At 66.7% G+C, this 17,575-nt stretch carries 17 protein-coding genes; 8 read left to right on the forward strand and 9 right to left on the reverse strand.

All coding sequences use genetic code 11. The features are described from left to right. Positions 1-18: 18 nt before the first annotated feature. The gene (locus QTH86_RS26595; RefSeq protein ID WP_286644221.1) at positions 19-2,022 is read left to right on the forward strand and encodes an acetyl/propionyl/methylcrotonyl-CoA carboxylase subunit alpha; all 2,004 of its coding nucleotides are present in this window, start codon (positions 19-21) and stop codon (positions 2,020-2,022) included. A 9-nt stretch (positions 2,023-2,031) separates the two neighbouring features. Here QTH86_RS26595 and QTH86_RS26600 read toward each other — a convergent pair whose 3' ends face one another. The 6 genes from QTH86_RS26600 to QTH86_RS26625 form a co-directional block, all read right to left on the reverse strand. Continuing rightward, positions 2,032-2,664, reverse strand: coding sequence for a hypothetical protein (locus QTH86_RS26600; RefSeq protein WP_286644220.1), 633 nt, complete (start codon positions 2,662-2,664; stop codon positions 2,032-2,034). A gap of 93 nt (positions 2,665-2,757) precedes the next feature. Beyond that, positions 2,758-3,723 (reverse strand): Bug family tripartite tricarboxylate transporter substrate binding protein, encoded by a 966-nt coding sequence (locus QTH86_RS26605; RefSeq protein WP_286644219.1) that lies wholly within the window; start codon positions 3,721-3,723, stop codon positions 2,758-2,760. Positions 3,724-3,834: 111 nt separating this feature from the next. Further along, on the reverse strand, positions 3,835-4,797 hold the full coding sequence (locus tag QTH86_RS26610) for a Bug family tripartite tricarboxylate transporter substrate binding protein (RefSeq protein ID WP_286644218.1): 963 nt from the start codon (positions 4,795-4,797) through the stop codon (positions 3,835-3,837). Beyond that, the gene (locus QTH86_RS26615) at positions 4,794-5,600 is read right to left on the reverse strand and encodes a citryl-CoA lyase (protein WP_286644217.1); all 807 of its coding nucleotides are present in this window, start codon (positions 5,598-5,600) and stop codon (positions 4,794-4,796) included. Before QTH86_RS26615 ends, QTH86_RS26610 begins: the two co-directional genes overlap by 4 nt. 14 nt (positions 5,601-5,614) lie before the next feature. Further along, positions 5,615-6,523 (reverse strand): dioxygenase family protein, encoded by a 909-nt coding sequence (locus QTH86_RS26620; RefSeq protein WP_286644216.1) that lies wholly within the window; start codon positions 6,521-6,523, stop codon positions 5,615-5,617. A 36-nt stretch (positions 6,524-6,559) separates the two neighbouring features. Continuing rightward, complete coding sequence (locus tag QTH86_RS26625) at positions 6,560-7,708, reverse strand: CaiB/BaiF CoA transferase family protein (protein ID WP_286644215.1); 1,149 nt, start codon at positions 7,706-7,708, stop codon at positions 6,560-6,562. A 147-nt stretch (positions 7,709-7,855) separates the two neighbouring features. Between QTH86_RS26625 and cynR the strand changes: the two genes are divergently transcribed. The 7 genes from cynR (at position 7,856) to QTH86_RS26660 (ending at position 13,352) form a co-directional block, all read left to right on the forward strand. Beyond that, the gene (gene cynR, locus QTH86_RS26630) at positions 7,856-8,767 is read left to right on the forward strand and encodes a transcriptional regulator CynR (protein WP_286644214.1); all 912 of its coding nucleotides are present in this window, start codon (positions 7,856-7,858) and stop codon (positions 8,765-8,767) included. 131 nt (positions 8,768-8,898) lie between these two features. Then, complete coding sequence (locus QTH86_RS26635) at positions 8,899-9,819, forward strand: hydroxymethylglutaryl-CoA lyase (RefSeq protein ID WP_286644213.1); 921 nt, start codon at positions 8,899-8,901, stop codon at positions 9,817-9,819. After that, positions 9,819-10,307: a YbaK/EbsC family protein gene (locus QTH86_RS26640; RefSeq protein ID WP_286644212.1), complete on the forward strand. Its 489-nt coding sequence runs from the start codon at positions 9,819-9,821 to the stop codon at positions 10,305-10,307. The genes QTH86_RS26635 and QTH86_RS26640 overlap by 1 nt, the downstream gene beginning before the upstream one ends. A gap of 2 nt (positions 10,308-10,309) precedes the next feature. Beyond that, the gene (locus tag QTH86_RS26645) at positions 10,310-10,594 is read left to right on the forward strand and encodes a DUF1289 domain-containing protein (protein WP_286644211.1); all 285 of its coding nucleotides are present in this window, start codon (positions 10,310-10,312) and stop codon (positions 10,592-10,594) included. Then, positions 10,591-11,232 (forward strand): 2-hydroxychromene-2-carboxylate isomerase, encoded by a 642-nt coding sequence (locus QTH86_RS26650; protein WP_286644210.1) that lies wholly within the window; start codon positions 10,591-10,593, stop codon positions 11,230-11,232. Before QTH86_RS26645 ends, QTH86_RS26650 begins: the two co-directional genes overlap by 4 nt. A 152-nt stretch (positions 11,233-11,384) precedes the next feature. After that, positions 11,385-13,079 carry an MFS transporter gene (locus QTH86_RS26655; RefSeq protein WP_286644209.1) on the forward strand — a complete coding sequence of 565 codons (1,695 nt, stop codon included), beginning with the start codon at positions 11,385-11,387 and terminating at the stop codon, positions 13,077-13,079. A 123-nt stretch (positions 13,080-13,202) separates the two neighbouring features. Beyond that, positions 13,203-13,352 carry a hypothetical protein gene (locus QTH86_RS26660; protein ID WP_286644208.1) on the forward strand — a complete coding sequence of 50 codons (150 nt, stop codon included), beginning with the start codon at positions 13,203-13,205 and terminating at the stop codon, positions 13,350-13,352. A gap of 156 nt (positions 13,353-13,508) precedes the next feature. On the opposite strand, the gene QTH86_RS26665 is transcribed toward QTH86_RS26660, so the two are convergent. The 3 genes from QTH86_RS26665 to QTH86_RS26675 all read right to left on the reverse strand — a co-directional run. Continuing rightward, complete coding sequence (locus QTH86_RS26665; protein ID WP_286644207.1) at positions 13,509-14,426, reverse strand: hypothetical protein; 918 nt, start codon at positions 14,424-14,426, stop codon at positions 13,509-13,511. After that, a complete protein-coding gene (locus tag QTH86_RS26670) occupies positions 14,423-16,735 on the reverse strand; it encodes a M23 family metallopeptidase (protein WP_286644206.1) in 2,313 nt (770 codons plus the stop codon). Before QTH86_RS26670 ends, QTH86_RS26665 begins: the two co-directional genes overlap by 4 nt. A 34-nt stretch (positions 16,736-16,769) precedes the next feature. Next, positions 16,770-17,575, reverse strand: an 806-nt coding sequence (locus QTH86_RS26675) for a DUF2345 domain-containing protein (RefSeq protein ID WP_286649409.1), incomplete at its 5' end; no start/stop codon positions are given.

The raw sequence follows: 17,575 nt of genomic DNA on the forward strand, positions 1-17,575 counted from the left end.
TCACCGCGGAGACGCACCGTGTTTAAAAAGATTCTCATCGCCAACCGCGGGGAAATCGCCTGCCGCGTGGCGGCCACCGCACGGCGCATGGCCATCCGCACCGTCGCCGTGTATTCCGATGCCGACGCCCACGCCAACCATGTCCGTGCCTGCGACGAGTCGGTGTACCTCGGCGGCAGCGCGCCGAAGGACAGCTACTTGCGCTGGGAGAAGATCCTCGAGGCCGCCAAGGCCACGGGCGCCGAGGCGATCCACCCCGGCTACGGCTTCCTGAGCGAGAACGAGGAGTTCGCGCAGGCCTGCGCCGACGCGGGCCTGGTCTTCATCGGCCCGCCGCCGTCGGCCATCAAGGCCATGGGCCTGAAGGCCGAGTCGAAGCAGCTGATGGAAAAGGCCGGCGTGCCGCTGGTGCCCGGCTACCACGGCCACGACCAGGACCCGGCACTGCTGCAACGCGAGGCCGACCGCATCGGCTACCCGGTGCTCATCAAGGCCAGCGCGGGCGGTGGCGGCAAGGGCATGCGCGCGGTCGAGAAGCCGGAAGATTTCGCGGCGGCGCTCGCGTCCTGCCAGCGTGAAGCCATCAACAGCTTCGGCGACGACGCGGTGCTGATCGAGAAGTACGTCCAGCGCCCGCGGCACATCGAGATCCAGGTGTTCGGCGACACGCAGGGCGATTGCGTCTACCTGTTCGAGCGTGATTGCTCGGTGCAGCGCCGCCACCAGAAGGTGCTGGAGGAAGCGCCGGCGCCCGGCATGACCGAGGCGATGCGCGCGCAGATGGGCGCGGCGGCGGTGGCTGCGGCCAAGGCGGTGAAGTACGTCGGTGCGGGCACGGTCGAATTCATCGTCGAGCAGCGTGACGGCGGCGCCATGAACTTTTTCTTCATGGAGATGAACACGCGCCTGCAGGTCGAGCATCCGGTGACGGAAGCCATCACCGGTCTCGACCTGGTCGAATGGCAACTCCGCGTGGCGTCGGGCGAGCCGCTGCCGCTCAAGCAGAGCGAGTTGAAGATCCACGGCCACGCCATCGAGGCACGCATCTGCGCCGAGAACCCCGACAACAACTTCCTGCCGGCCACCGGCACGCTGCAGGTTTACCGCAAGCCGCAGGCGACGGCCTTCCAGCGCAGCCGCGTCCGCATTGATGACGGCGTGCGCGAGGGCGGCGAGATCTCGCCCTTCTACGATTCGATGATCGCCAAGCTGATCGTCCACGGCGCCACGCGCGACGAGGCGCTGGCCCGGCTCGACGCGGCCCTGGCGCAGACGCACATCGTCGGCGTGCAGACCAACGTGCAGTTCCTGCGCGGCATCCTCGCCACCGACTCGTTCGCCAAAGCCAACCTCGACACCGCGCTGATCGAGCGCGAGCGCGCGGTGCTGTTCGACCGCGAGCCGCTCGGCCTGCCGCTGGCCGCGGCCGCATCGATCGCGCGCACGCTGCTCGACGAGCGCGCCACCGGCACGCCCGACCCGTTCAGCCAGCGCGACGGCTGGCGTTCGCTCGGCACCACCGCGCGCATCTTCGCCTTCGAGTTCCGCGGCGAGACGCAGACGGCGACGCTGCGCTACCTGCACGACGGCGCGCTGATGCTCGACGTGGGCGGCGCGAACGGCGCCAGTGGCCCGCTCGTGATCGGGCGCCTGCCGGACGGACAGATCGAGCTGGCCTTCAACGGCGCGCGCCATACCCTGGACGTGTACGAGCGCCAGGGGGCCGCGCACGTGTTCGCAGCGGCGGGCGCGACGCGCATCACCGCCATCGACCGCCTCGCGCATGCCGGCGACAGCCAGGCCGAAGGCGGGCGCCTCACGGCACCGATGCCGGGCAAGGTCGTGTCCTTCGCGGTCAAGGCCGGCGACAAGGTCGCCAAGGGCCAGCCGCTGGCCGTGATGGAGGCGATGAAGATGGAGCACACCATTGCCGCGCCGGCCGACGGTACGGTCGAAGAACTGCTCTACGCGCCGGGCGACCAGGTCACTGAAGGCGCTGAACTGCTGCGCATCGCCGCCTGAACGCAGGCCTCAGCCGCTGTCGCCCATCCGGAACTCGACCCGCACGGGCCGGGTGGGCTCGGTGCGCTGTTCCTTCATCCACTTCTCGGCGAACTCCCGCACCGTCTTCTCGGCCGCCGGCATCTGCTGCTGCAGGTACTCGACGCGCTGCGCGCGCTGGGCCAGTTCGGGGCCGAGGTTCTTCAGTAGGTTCGCCTGGTTGGCGGCGGCGCCGGGTGCGAGCAGGCCGCCGCGTTCACTCGTGATCTGCGCCTTCGGCGTGTCGATGCCGGGCGGCAGCAGCGGCTTCGGTGCCGGCACGCTGAGCATGTAAACGTCGCCGTCGAGCGTCAGCGTCCAGGTGTCGGCGAGCGGAAGCCGGTAGGTGTAGTGCACCGGCACGCGTATCTGGCCGATGCGTTCGCCCAGGAGCGCCCCGCAGTCCTGCCCGAGGCAGGTGTACGACGAGCGCCACCGGAACTCCTCGGTCTTCACCAGTGTGGAGACTTCGAGGAAACCACCGGGGGTGCGCAGCACGACGACCTGCGCCGGGTCGAGCATGCGCACCTGTTCTTCGGTCGACCCCCACGGCAGGCCGCGCGTGTAGAGCAGCGCACCCGCGACCCCCACCGCGATGGCGACGATCGTCCAAAGGACTGGCAAGCGGGCAGGTGGGCGCACGGACTCTCTCGAGGCAGGGATGGACGACAGGTCTTTTCCATCCTAGCAGCGACCCTTCCGTCGCACGGCAGCGCGTCAGTCCACGCGGATGTTCTTCGCCTTGACGATGCGGCTGTAGATGTCGGCGTCGCGCCGCACCATCGCCACCATCTCGGCCTGCGTCAGGCCCAGCGGTTCGCTGTTGAGGTCGCGGATACGCTTGGCCAGGTCGGGGTCCTTGCTGGCCTGGACCATCAGCGCGTTGAAGCGGGTGACGATCGGGGCCGGCGTGGCGGCTGCGGCCCACAGCCCGTGCCACGACATCATGGTGAGGCCGGGCACCACTTCCGACAGCGTGGGCACGTCGGGCATGGCGGGGTGGCGCGTCTCGCCGGAATAGGCCAGCGCATTCGCACGGCCGCCGCTGATCAGCGGGTAGCCGGTGGCGATGGGCTCCATCAGCGTGTCGACCTGGCCGCCGATCAGGTCGGCCACGGGGCTGCCGCGGTAGGGCACATGGATCATCTCGGCGCCTGTCTCGTCCTTGAGCCATTCGACGATCAGGTGCGACGGGCTGCCGGCGCCGTAGGACGCGTGCGAGATGGTGCCGGGCTTGGCCTTGGCTGCAGCCACCAGTTCCTTCACCGACTTGGCCGGGAACTTGGTCGGGGCGATGAGCACCAGGCCCTGGCGCATGGTGGTCGCCACCGGGACGAAGTCCTTCTGCGGGTCGTACGGCAGCTTGCTGTAGATGTACGGGTTGATGGTGAACCCGGTCGACAGGTTGTAGAGGTAGGTGTAGCCGTCGGCCGGCGCCTTGGCCACGGTGTCGGCCGCCAGGTTGCCGGCGGTGCCCGGCTTGTTGTCGATCACCACCGGCACGCCGAGCTGCTTGGACGCATAGTCGCCGTACAGCCGCGCGAAGATGTCCGGCGGCGTGCCCGGCGCGAAGCCGACCACGATGCGGATGGGCTTGTTGGGCCAGGCCGCGGGCTGCGCGGCAGCCAGGCTGCAGGCCAGGCCCAGGCAAAGGGCCGTCAACCATTGAATTCTCGAACGCATGTCTGTCTCCTTATGGCGGGCGCTCGCCCGCTTGTTTGAAAAATCGCGTCGCTTCGCCGGGCCGCGTGGCCGCGCCGAAGTTCATCGTGTCCGTGGGTGGTGGGTGTCTCCTCAGTCGATCTGCGCGCCAGAGCGCTGGACGGCTTCGCCCCACTTCGCGATCTCGTTGCGCGCGAAGGCGTCGAGTGCGGCACCGCTCAAGTCGCTGGGCTCGATGCCCTGCTGCGACAACTTCTCGCGCACCTCCGGCTGCGCCAGCACCTGGCGCGTGGCCTCGCGCAGGCGGTCGCGCTGGTCGGCCGGCATGGTGGCCGGCGCATACAGCATGAACCAGGCGACGAGGTCGAAGTCGGGCACGCCCTGCTCGATCAGCGTGGGCACGTCGGGCGCGGCGGCGCTGCGCTTGGCGCTGGACACGCCCAGTGCGCGCAGCCGGCCCGCGCGCACCTGCGGCAGCACGGCGGCCGGGTGATAGAACATGAACTGCACGTTGCCGGCGACCAGCTCGGTCATGGCCTGTGCGCCGTCGCGGTAGGGCACGTGCACGAACTTCTTTCCAAGCCGCACGTTGAGCAGCTCGCCCGCCAGGTGCCCCGAGGTGCCATTGCCAGCCGAGGCGAAATTGACAGCCGCGTCGCCGGCCTGCCGCAGGTCGGCCACGGTCTTCCACGGCGAGGCGGTCGGCACCACCAGCAGCGTCGGCGTGGCGCCGACGAAGCCCAGCGGTGCGAAGTCGCGCAGCGGCGAATAGCTCAGGCGCTTGTAGAGCGACGGGTTGATGGCGTGCGTGCCCACGGTGCCCATCAGCAGCGTCTGCCCGTCGGTGCCCGACTTGGCGACCTGCTCGCTGCCGATGGCGCCGCCCGCGCCCGGCTTGTTCTCGACGATCACGGCCTGGCCGAGTTGCCGGCCGAGCGCGTCGGCCAGCGTGCGCCCGACGATGTCGGTCGTCGTGCCCGCGCCGAAGGGCACGACCAGCTTGATGGGGCGCGACGACGGCGTCTGTGCCAGTGCCGCACCGGCGGCCAGCAGCGCGCTCGCGATCAGTGCGCGGCGTGCGATGTCCCGCGTCATGTCGACGCCCCGAAGCCGGCGGGCACCTCGCCCTCGTACTGCAGCTCGCGCGTGGCCTGGTACGACAGCGCGAAGCCGCTCGGCATCTCGGCCTCTTCGGCCAGGTGCGCGATCAGCCCTGCCGTGCGCGCAAGAATCGGCACGCCGCGCAGCGACGCCACCGGGAAGCCCACGCCCAGCAGCACGGCCGGAATGGCAGCCGAGACGTTCAGCCGAAGCTCCTTGCCGACGATGCTGGGGATCACGCGCTCGATGGCCTGCGCGATGCGCACGAAGCGCAGGTCGGCACCGGCCTCGGTGGCGACGGCGATGAGGCGGTCGACGCGCGGGTCGTTGCTCTTGTGCAGCGGATGGCCGTAGCCGGGAATCGAGCGGCGCTCGGCCTTCAGCGTGCGGATGACGTCGGTCGCGACATCGTCGAGCGCCTCGCCCGCATCGACCCGGGCCGCGACCTCGGTGAAGAGCCGCCCGGCGGTTTCGGAGGCACCCAGGATCACCGAGCCGCAGCCCAGGATGCCCGCCGCCACCGCGCCTTGCAGCGCATCGGGCGCGGCGGCGTAGGTCATGCGGCTGGCCTGCACGCTCGGCACCAGGCCGTGCTCGGCGATGGCGACCAGCGTGGCGTTGAGCACGGCGCTGCATGTCGCATCGGGACGCTTGCCGGTGAGCAGCAGGAAGAAGTAGTCCGCGAAGGACACGTGCCCGATGAGGTCGTTGCACAGGTCCTGCCCGCGCACGACGATGGTGTGTTCGTCCGAGGTGCAGATGGCGGTGCGCGGGACGGTGGATTTGCCGATTTTCATGATGACGTGTGCGCTCAGGCGGCCGTGGGTTGCAGGTGGAAGTCGTAGTGCGCGGACCAGTAGGGCGTGTCCAGCGTGCGGCCGTCGGGCGCCTGGCCTGCAGGGTGCGATTCGAAGTCGACGATCAGGCTGGGCCGCACGCCGAACACCGCGTCGGAGTCGATGTAGGGGCTGCCGGCCACGAAGAGGTGGGTGGTCACCGGCACGTGCGCCGGCGCCGACACCATCATGTGGATGTGGCCCGGCCGGTTGGGGTGGCGGCCCATGCCGTCGAGCATGCGGCCGACCGGGCCGTCGACCGGCACCGGGTAGTACGACGGCCGGATCGACCAGAACCAGTAGCGGCCCTCGGCGTCGGTGCGGATGCGTGCGCGCGCGGCCATGCCGGCGCCCTCGACCTGCATGTCGTACACGCCTTCGCCGTCGCCCGACCAGATGTCGAGCAGGGCGCCGGCGATCGGCTGGCCGCGCGTGTCGGTGACCCGGCCGCTGTAGAAGGTCGGCTCGCCGGGCGTGCCTTTCGCGATGTCGGCACCGCACGGCATCTCCGGCGCGCCGGCCCAGTAGTAGGGGCCCTGCACGGTGGCTTCGGTGGTCGGCGTCACGGCCAGGTCGCCGACGGCGCCGGCCTGCTTCGCATCGCGTGCCGCGCGCAGCTGGTCAAGCATCACGACCATCATCGAGGCGCCCAGCGTGTCCGACAGCAGGATGAACTCCTGGCGCTTGTCGTCGCAGGCCTTGCCCGTGGCGGTGAGGAATTCGATGCCGCGCATCCATTCGTCGGGCTTGAGGTCGACCTCGCGGATGAAGGCGTGCAGGTGCGTGATGAGCGACGTCATGACCTGCGCGAAGCGCGGGTCGGTGGCGCCTTCGAGCCGCTGCAGCGCGGCCTGGGTCAGTTCGTTTTCGTTCGAGGGGGTCATGGGTCTTGTCTCCGTTTTCTTGTGGGGGATGCGAGCTCAGGCTTCGCGCAACCGCCGCCGCAGCGGCTCGACGATGCTGTCGTTGTCGGCGCCCAGCATCGGCGGTGCCGTGACGTCGAGCGGGCGTTCGCCATCGAAGCTCACGGGCGAGCGGATGGTGCGCCACTCGCCGCCTTCCGGATGCGGTGCGCTCACTTCGAGCTGCAGATGCCGCGCCTGCGGGTCTTCCATCGCTTCGCGCGTGTCGTACATGGGCGCGTGCGGCACGTCCTCGGCTTCGAGCCGCGCGCACCAGTCGGCACGGGTGCGCTGGCGGAACAGGCCGTCGAGCAGGGCGATCATCTCGGTCTGGTGGGCGATGCGGCCTTCGCGGTTGGCGAAGCGCGGGTCCTGGAACAGGTCGGGCCGCTCGATGGCATTGGCCAGGCCCTGCCAGAACTTCTCGGGCGACGACATGTGCAGCGCGATCCACAGCCCATCGGCGCACTCGAGCACGTACGACTGCGAGACGCTGGGCCGGCTGAAGGGACCCATGATCTCGTTCTCGGAGAAGTAGTGCGTGAAGGCGTCGAGGTTGAAGTGGCACATGGCCTCGAGCATCGACACCTCCACCGTGCGGCCGACGCCGGTGCGGCCGCGCTCCACCAGGGCGCCCATCACGCCGTAGGCCGCGTAGAAGCCGGTCATCGCGTCGGCCACCGCCGGCCCCACGACGCGCGGGTTGGCCGGGTTCACCAGCAGCTTGAGGAAGGCGCTGGCGGCCTGGGCCACGGTGTCGTAGGCCGGGCGGCCGGCGGCCGGGCCGGTCTGGCCGAAGCCGCTGATGGCGCAGTACACCAGCCGCGGGTTGAGGCCGCGCAGGCGGGCTGCACCGGCACCCAGGCGCTCGGCCGCACCGGGGCGGAAGTTCTGGATGTAGACATCCGAGTCCTTCACCAGCTCGTCGAACACCGCCGCGTCGTCCGGCAGCTTGGGGTTGAGCGTGATGCTGCGCTTGTTGCGGTTGTAGGTCTGGAAGTGCGGGCTGTAGAGGCCGCCGCGAAAGGCGCGGAACGGGTCGCCGCTGCCGGGCTGCTCGACCTTGATCACCTCGGCACCGAGGTCGGCGAGGAACATGCCGGCGGCCGGGCCGGTGATGAACGTGCCTTGCTCCAGCACCTTGATGCCGCTGAGGACTTTTTGCAACGCGTTGTCTCCTGTGTTCGTTCGCCCGTCGAGGGGCTGGGTGCGAACTCTAGGCAGGCCGGGCGATTTTTAACAATGATGGTTTTTCATGGATACCATCGACGGCATCGATCGTGGACCCTCGCACCACGACATTCGGAGACGACGATGGAACTGCGGCACCTGCGCTACTTCAGCACGCTGGCGGGCTCGCTCAACTTCACGCGGGCGGCCGAGCGGCTGCATGTCACGCAGTCGACCCTGTCGCACCAGATCAAGCAGCTGGAGGACGAGTTGGGCACGCAGCTCTTCGACCGCAGCGGCAAGCGGGTGGCGCTGACCGAGTCGGGCGAGGCCTTCCTGCACCACGCCACGCGGGCGCTGCAGGAAATCGACCGCGGCCTGGGCGCGCTCCGCGACAACCCGCAGGAAGCCGCAGGGGAACTGCGCATCGGCTCCACGCCGACCTTCAACCTCGGCTTCATCCCCGACTGCATCGCCGCCTTCCAGCCGCGCTACCCGGGCGTGCGCGTGGTGGTGGAGGAGCTGGCGGCCGACCTGATCGCGCAGCGGCTGCAGCAGGGCACGCTGGACCTGGGCATCGCCTACCGGCCGGCGGCGCCCGGGGCGTTGCAGTTCGAGCCGCTCTACAACGAGGAGATGGTGCTGGTGGTGGCGCAGGGCCATCCGCTGGCGCGCCGCAAGCGCGTGCGCATGGTGGAGTTGCACCGCCTGCCGATGGTGCTGCTGCCGGCGAGCTTTGCCACGCGCCAGATGCTCGACGAGTGCTTCCGCTCCTGCGGGGCCGAGCCGCAGGTGGTGGCCGAGATCAACGCGCTGGCGCCGATCATGGGCCTGGTCGCCAAGACGCGGCTCGCCGCCATCGTCGCGGCCAATGCCGTGCTGCCGCATTCGGGGCTGGCCATCGTGCGCCTGGAGAGCCCGACGCCGGTGCGCACGCCGGGCATGCTGTGGTCGCCGCCGGCGCGCGAGTCCGCGGCCACGCGCGCCTTTTCGGCCATCGTGCGCAAGGTGGCGTTCCGCACCAGCCTGCTGGAGCGGGGCGACGCCAAGGGCTAGCGGCTGTCGGCATTTGCAACCGTGCTGGCGGGGATTGCGACCACGGGGACGACCGCGCGGCGCGCAGGCCCTTGCGGGGTCGCCGACAATCGAGGGCGGCATCCCTTCCCTCCGCGAAGCAAGAGACACCCATGAAATTCCCCTCCAAGGTCAAGATCGTCGACGTCGGCCCGCGCGACGGCCTGCAGAACGAAAAGCAACCCGTGCCCGCCGCGGTGAAGATCGAGCTGGTGCACCGCCTGCAGGACGCCGGCCTCGCGGCCATCGAGGTGACCAGCTTCGTCAGCCCGAAGTGGGTGCCGCAGATGGCCGACAACGCCGAGGTGATGCACGGCATCCGCCGCAACCCGCGCGTGACCTATTCGGTGCTCACGCCCAACATGAAGGGTCTGGAGGCCGCACTCTCGGCTCCCCGCCATGAGTGGCCCGACGAGATCGTCGTCTTCGGCGCCGCGAGCGAGGCCTTCAGCCAGAAGAACATCAACTGCTCCATCGCCGAGAGCATCGAGCGCTTCGCGCCGGTGGTCGCCGCAGCGCGCGAGCAGGGCATCCACGTGCGGGGCGCCATGTCGTGCACCGTGGGCTGCCCATACGAAGGCGAGATCGATCCGTCGCGCGTCGACATGCTGGCCGGGCTGATGAAGGGCATCGGCGTGCAGCACGTCGGTGTCGCCGACACCATCGGCGTCGGCACGCCGGTGAAGGTGCGCCGTGCGCTCGAAGCCACGCTCAAGCACTACGGCATCGACGACATCTCCGGCCACTTCCACGACACCTACGGCCAGGCCCTGTCGAACACGCTGGCCAGCCTCGAGATGGGCGTGTGGCAGTACGACACCTCGTCGGCCGGCCTCGGCGGCTGCCCGTACGCCAAGGGCGCGACCGGCAACGTCGCGACCGAGGACGTGGTCTACATGCTGCACGGCATGGGCATCGAGACCGGCATCGACCTCGACGCGCTGATCGACGCCGGCGTGTACATCAGCCAAGCGCTGGGCCGCGAGCCGAACTCGCGCGTGTCCAAGGCGATCCGGACGAAGCGGGCCGGCTGATGTGCGGTTCTGAACTCCATTCCCTGCCCGAAGGCGTCCAGCGCGTCGCGCGGCTGCTGCAGGACGCCGGCCATGCGCATGCGCCGCAGATGCTCGACGACGCCGCGCGTACCGCGCAGCAGGCGGCCGATGCGCTGGGCATCGCGGTGGGACAGATCGCCAAGAGCATCGTGTTCCGCCGCAAGAGCGACGACGTGGCGGTGCTGGTCGTCACCTCGGGCGACAAGCGGGTCGACGAGAAAAAGGTTGACGCCCTCGTCGGCAAGACCGGCCGCGCCGATGCCGAGTTCGTGAAGGCGAAGACGGGCTTCTCGATCGGCGGCGTGTCACCCTTCGCGCATGCCACGCCGCCGGTCGCGCTGATCGACCGCGAGCTGTTCCGCTTCGACGAGATCTGGGCCGCGGCCGGGCATCCGCATGCGGTGGTGAAGCTGTCGCCGCACGACCTCGAACGCCTGACCGGTGCGCCGGTGGCGGACGTGGTGTGACGATGAACCCGATCGACGGCACCGACCTCGCCCAGGCCGCCACGCTCGCGCAACGCGCGGTCGATGTCGCCGGCACCCCCGGCGACGACGTGCCATCGCCCTGCGTGTCGGTCTGCCGCATGGACGCCGAGCGCGTGTTCTGCATCGGCTGCCTGCGCACCATCCCCGAGATCGCCGGCTGGAGCCGTGCCGACGCCGCCAGCAAGCGCAGCGTGTGGCGCGCCATCGAAGTGCGCGCATCGGCGCAGGCCGGTCTTCTGCGGTCCACCGGAGACGTCACGCCATGAAGCACATCGACTTCTACCTCGACTTCATCTCGCCCTACGCCTACCTGGCCTTCGAGCACCTGCCCGAAGCGCTCGAGGGCCTGAGCTACAGCGTGACCTACAAGCCGGTGCTGCTGGGCGCGATGTTCAAGCACCACGGCCATGTGGCGCCCGCCGAGATCCCGAGCAAGCGCGCCTGGACCTACCGCCATGTGCTGTGGCTGGGCCATGCGCACGGCATCCCGATCGAGATGCCGGCCACGCATCCTTACAACCCCTTGCCGCATCTGCGCCTGGCCTTGTCGACCACGCACGACGGCGCCATCAGCCGCCACGTGGCCGAGACGATCTTTCGCGACGTGTGGCGCGGTGGTGCCGAAGCGGGCGATGCCGGCAGGCTGGCGGCCCTGGCGTCGCAGCTGGCACCGGTGCGCGATGGCCGCAGCGAGGAGGCGAAGGCCGCCCTGCGCGCCAACACCGACGAAGCGATCGCGCGCGGTGCGTTCGGCGTGCCGACCTGTGTGCTCGACGACCGCCTGTTCTGGGGCTTCGACGGGTTGGCGATGCTGCGTGCCGCGGCGCAGCAGGATCCGTGGTTCGACGGGCCGCACTGGGCCACCGCCGACCAGCGCCCCGGCCCGTCGCGCAACATTTCTTGACGTTTCCTGCATGCTGAAACCCCGGGCGCGGGTTTCACCCTAAATCGTCAGCGACGGTTCAGTTTCGCGAAAGGCTCCGGTCAGTCGTCACTCCAAGAATGCGCCACGGCCCGGAAATCCGGACCGCAGTACATCAACAGGAGACGATCGATATGGCAGCCACACTAGATTCGAGGGGGGTGCCGCATCCGGCCCCCCGGCCCATGTCCGCCGAGGAGAAGAAGGTCATCTTCGCTTCCTCGCTGGGCACCGTGTTCGAGTGGTACGACTTCTACCTCTACGGTTCGCTGGCGGCGATCATCGCGCGGCAGTTCTTCAGCGGTCTGGATGCGGGCGCGGCCTTCATCTTCGCGCTGCTGGCCTTCGCGGCGGGCTTCCTGGTGCGGCCTTTCGGCGCCATCGTGTTCGGCCGCCTGGGCGACATGATCGGCCGCAAGTACACCTTCCTGGTCACCATCCTGATCATGGGCCTGTCGACCTTCATCGTCGGCCTGCTGCCCAGCTACGCCACCATCGGCGTCGCAGCCCCGGTCATCCTGATCGCGCTGCGCATGCTGCAGGGCCTGGCGCTCGGCGGCGAGTACGGCGGTGCGGCCACCTACGTCGCGGAACATTCGCCGCACGGCAAGCGCGGTGCCTACACCTCGTGGATTCAGACGACCGCCACGCTGGGCTTGTTTCTGAGCCTGCTGGTCATCCTGGGCGTGCGACTGGGCGTCGGTGAAGCGGCCTTCGCCGATTGGGGCTGGCGCATTCCGTTCCTGGTGTCGATCCTGCTGCTCGGCATCTCGGTGTGGATCCGCCTGTCGCTGTCCGAGTCGCCGGCCTTCCAGAAGATGAAGGCCGAGGGCAAGACCTCGAAGGCACCGCTGTCCGAATCCTTTGGCGAGTGGAAGAACCTGAAGATCGTGATCCTCGCGCTGGTCGGTCTGACCGCGGGCCAGGCCGTGGTCTGGTATTCGGGCCAGTTCTATGCGCTGTTCTTCCTCACGGCCCAGCTGAAGGTCGATGCGACCACCGCCAACCTCATGATCGCCGCGGCGCTGCTGCTGGGCACGCCCTTCTTCGTGGTGTTCGGCACGCTGTCCGACAAGATCGGCCGCAAGCCCATCATCATGGCCGGCTGCCTCCTGGCCGTGGTCACCTACTTCCCGGTCTTCAAGATGCTGACCGAAGCCGCCAACCCGGACCTGGCCCGTGCGCAGGCCACGGCCGGCGTGACGGTCACGGCCGACCCGGCGAGCTGCTCCTTCCAGGGCAACCCGGTGGCCCGCGAGATCGACTTCAAGAGCTCCTGCGACATCGCCAAGCGCTACCTTGTGCAGAACTCGGTGAGCTACGAGAACGTGGCCGGCCCCGCGGGCTCGCCGGCGGTAGTGAAGATCGGCAACAAGACCGTCGCGGCACCCGCCGGCAATGTCGTCAACCTGAAGTTCGACGAAGGCTCGGCCAAGGCCATCGCTGCTTTCAAGAAGGAAGTCGGCGATGACCTGAAGGTCGCCGGCTACCCGGCGAAGGCCGATCCGGCCAAGATGAACAAGGGTCTCACCGTGGCGCTGCTGTTCTGGCTGGTGCTGCTCGTGACGATGGTCTATGGCCCCATCGCCGCCATGCTGGTCGAAATGTTCCCCACACGCATCCGCTACACGTCGATGAGTCTGCCGTACCACATCGGCAACGGCTGGTTCGGCGGCCTGCTGCCCACCACCGCCTTCGCCATCGTGGCCAGCACCGGCAACATGTACAACGGCCTCTGGTACCCGATCATCATCGCGGGCGTCACGCTCGTCATCGGCACGATCTTCATCAAGGAAACGAAGGACGTCGACATCTACGCGAACGACTGATCGATGCCACGCTTCGACCGCGGCTGCGCGGCGAGGCTGTTCAGCACAGGGGCTTCATGCCAGCCGATGGGCCGCATGAAGCCTTTTTTCTGAACATCACACCACCCCAAGGAGACTCAACCCATGTGGAAACTCATCGTCGGCTTCATCATCTTCGCCGCCGTCGCACTCTTCATCATCAGCAAGGCGGGGGATAAGGTCGACATGTCTGGCGAGAAGCATGGAGGGGACAGCATGCATGCGCCGGAGCCAGCGGCCAGCGCGCCGAAGTGATTGGAAGGCGGCCATTGGGCCGCTGCCCGGCGTTCGCCGGCTCCGTTAATTTGCAGCGATGGGTCTATGAAATCTCGACGATGGTCCAGTCGCGGCAAGCCTGGCGTGCGAAGTGCATTGCCAATGCTGTTGGTTCAAGAGGGCTGTAGGGTCGACTCAGTAGGGGGGGATGACCGCGACCTCTCCGACGCTGGTGCTTTGAATGTCGAGAAAAAGCCTTTCGACATATACCTTGCCGTTGTAGGTATACACGGTCGAAGGATGCTCTCCCATGTTGGCTCGAACCGTATTCATTAAATCGAAGCGCCCATGGTGCGAGGACGAGAGGAGGCGCAGGGTCCCCATGGATTCAAGCGCAAGAATCTGCGTCCATTGTTTCTCTTGCTTTTCAAGAAGCCACCCCGGGGATTCGACTCCGCCCTGATCGCACACCACAAGGGCTTGCCGTAAGGCATTGCGTTTGTAGACTTGCATCGTGACCATCACTCGCGAATGTCCACAAGATGCTCGAGCATGTTTAAAAACTCCCGGCGACTGGCTAGAAAGCCACGCTACAGGATCCTTCACAGAGTGAAAAGACCGCGCGGTTGCAGCGGCGGAATCTGACGCTTGTCGACGTAACGCATCCCACTGGCGAGAAAATTCCAGCGTCGCACGCTCGACCTCGGTTCTTGCACAAGTCAGACCCTCGCACGCGCGCAGGTTTTTTCGGCTTTCAGCGACCGTAGCTTGCATTGCAAGCGGCTGATCTGTAGCTGCCAATATCAACGACTGAAGAACAAAAAGCCTCGGAATGCTCTTTGCCAAGACAGAGTCTTCACAGGTTGCAGCAGGTAGTCCTGAGCGAATACGCTCAGCCTCACCCGGTTCCCAAGGATGGCCCAGAGTTTTTGGAGCATCTAAGCAAGGATTCATGGCCAGCGAAGTTGAAACATAAGCGCCCAGAGCCCCCGAGGCTATTGCCTGATCAATGCGATGCAGAAGTTCTCCAGAGGGTTGCTGTACTTGAGCGCCAGCCCAGGTATTTAGCACCATCAGCCATACGTAACTCGCCACGATGATTGGTCTCTTCAAGGTAGCCTCCGCGTCCAGCCATCCGGCTCGTTCTGCATTTGCCCGGCCCCATCTGGAAACTGCGTTAGGTCCATTAAGACCATTGTTGACGAAGTGAAGCATTGAAATCGAGCTTCGATGCCGTTGATCGTGGAGTAACTTGTTGACGGATGCCCCACGTTCACTGTTCCTGCAACGTTGCCAAAGTTTCGATGCGTGTAGTAAATGAACGTTGAGGCGGCTTGTCGCATGAAGTTGGCTTGCGGGTCTGCGCTCCGCCCTGCTGAAGTCCATGCCCAATACGCACCGGCGCTGTCCGCGGCTTCCATATGAAACGGTGGCTCTGCCGCTACGTTCAATCGGAGCTGAGATAAATTCAAAGAAATGCTTCCCTCTAGCGCCAAGAGCGCCAAGTTGCTTCGACTTTGGTTCGCAGTGCGGGCAGCTGCAGCCAGCTGGGTTTTTAACTGAGGGGCAATATTCATGCCTTTGAATTCGGCATATTTGATGTAATTGTCGGGCCAAGTAAGTTGCAGGAATCCGCGTCCATGCCAAGGGGCATAACGAGCGCTTTGACCTCCGCCTTCCTCGAGTAGTCGAAACCACTGTGTCTCCTGCATGGAGTTTCCATAAAACGCAGCCAGACGTACGGGCGATGTGATGCAATATTTGCGGGTGGCTGCATTGATCGAGATCAAGTGGTTTCTCAGTCGATTTCTGTCGGGTGTTACGCGCTCATTTACATACGCTTGCCCAATCTTGCGCAAAGCTAGTTTAGGAAACAACTGGTAGGCCTCGTTCTCGCTCAGCCACCCACACTGTCGCATGTGCCTGATGAACGTCCTAGGATGGATGTGCCAAATGGCGTCTTTGTAATCCTGTGGCAAGTCGTCGAAGCTGATCGATTCCGCATGGGCCTTGAACGTGTTCCATTGGTCGCCTTCCTCGACACGAAATTCCTCGTCGACCTTCAGCCATTCATAGCGGTCCGTGATCGTCGTCTTGTCCCACTCGGTAGGGAAACTGCAGATCGCCCGTTCCAGCTTCCTGCGTACGTCAGAGTCGCTCAGTCTGCGCGCCAGCGCCTTGCGCTCGAGGATGCTTTCGGGCACCAACGGGTCTCGAATGGTCCGCTTGAGATGCGTCGAATCGCAGCGCTGGTTCTCGGGGCTGGGGTCGTCGCCGAAGCATTGCCAGTCCTTGAAGGCTGGGAAATCGGCATCGCTGAACTTGAAGGCGCCTGGCGCGTTCAGGTCGGCCCACACGGTGCCGTTGGCGGCCGGGATTTCACGCCAGTGCGCGGCGTCTGCCGGCAATGGGTCCGGCCCGAGGTTGCGCCCGAATCTCAACAGCTCGTACCAGCCGCTTGGGCTGCTGCTGGTCGCGCCTCCGGCAACAGCGTTGGTGTGGCGCTTGTTGGCTTCGGTGTACAGGTTGTATTCGAAGTCGCGTTCGGGATGCGGCTGCCCGATCGGGTCGCCAACCCTCAAGCCGCCTGTACCGTCACTGGCGCGGTAGCTGCTCACGGTACCGTTGCCCTGCTGATAGCGGACTTCCACCCACTGGGCCGCCTGCAGTGTGTTGGGCACGAAGTGACCGGTGGTTGCGCTGGCCCCGGTGGCAGGGCCACCGTTGCGTAAATGGCTTGTCGGCGCCGCCGTGCGGATGGGCGTGCCGGCTGGCAGGTAGACATAGAGGCTGCCGAAGACGGCGTCGGTTCTACCGTCTGCCGTCGGTGCCGTGGCTGGGTCACCCCATGTGATGGGACGGTTGACGCCCATGAGCTTTTGCAGCTCGTCCGGGTTCAGGCAGATCTCGAAGTGGATCTGATGGTCGCGGCCGTAGATTTGACCGGCCTTGCCGATGACGTCCTTGCGCCAGATGGGCTTCTTCTCTTCCACGGCTGCATCGATGGACGACAGGTGCATGTACGCGCTGTAGTACGTCACGGTGGTCGGCGTGTTGCCCGTGGCGCCGATGTCCGTCGTGTGGCGCACGATCACGATGCCGTTGTCGGTCCAGGCCGGTGTGTTGCTGTACGGGTTGTAGTTCTGCGCATCGGTGGCGGTGTTGTTGGCGGGCTTGGGGGCACGCTTGAAGATCACCGTTCCGTCGGCAATGGCGCGCACCGGCAGATGCTGGTTTTGCGCGTCGCGCGGGGCCTGGATATGCAGGCCGTTGTGCCAGGTCATGGCGGTGGTCAGGGGATAGGAGCCTGCGGGGGCTCCGCCCGAGCCGGGAGCGATGTCGACGCTGTCGGGCATGGCGATGGCCACATAGCGGAGGTCGTCGGCGTCCGACGTGGGGAGGAAGGGCGGGCTAATGATCATGGCGGTTGGGCTGGGTGTGTCGAATGCGGCGCGCTCAGATCGAGGGTCCGAACTTGTGAAGTGACTTGCTTTCCTGGCCGTTGAATGCGCCCCGCGCAAACTCCGGCATAGCTGTGCCTTGGCTCATCGGCCCCACCCTCGAATGCATCGCCGCATGCTCCATCCACGTGCCCGCCGTGCCGTGCGTGATGCCGTCGGGCCCCCACTCGCTGTAGCTGCCGCCGCCAACCACCACCACCTTCTTCTTGGCGGTGACGTGGATCTCGCCGTCGATGCTCGTGATGCGCACGTCCTTGTGGGCGACGAGCAGCGTCTCGCCTTGGTGCGCCTGGATCTCGACCGGGTCTTCGCTCGCGATGAGCTTGAGGCCTTGCTTGTGCGTGAAGGCCCGCACGCCCTCGGCCGCGCTCGCGAGCCAGCGCTTGGCAATGCTCAGCGACGTGTGGCCCTGGCTCGTCAAGGCCGTGTGCTGCTGGCTGTGCAGGTGGATGCTGGCCGGCGTACTGGCTTCGATGCCGGTCGGGCTGGCCATCACCAGATGCGGCGCGGCCAGTTCGGGGAAGTCGCCGCTGCGGTCCTCGCCTGCAATGGCCTGGTGCTGCGCCTCGAGTGCTTTCTGGACGATGTCCTGATCGTCGCTCGTCTCCTGGGCCCTGTGTGCTTGCGCGGCCTCGGCGAGCTGTTGATGCTGGTCCCAAGCGGTGTGGAGGCGGGTCGCCGTCTCCCCCAAGTCCTTGACATGATTCGCCGCGTTGGCTCGAGCCTCGGTGGTGATCAGCATCCCGTTGCTCGCTCTGAGCGCCCCGTGCCCATCGGTCCTCAACTCGAACCCCTCCCCCC

The sequence above is a fragment of the Variovorax sp. J2L1-78 genome (assembly GCF_030317205.1).
In the GTDB taxonomy this organism is placed as follows: Bacteria; Pseudomonadota; Gammaproteobacteria; order Burkholderiales; family Burkholderiaceae_C; genus Variovorax; species Variovorax arabinosiphilus.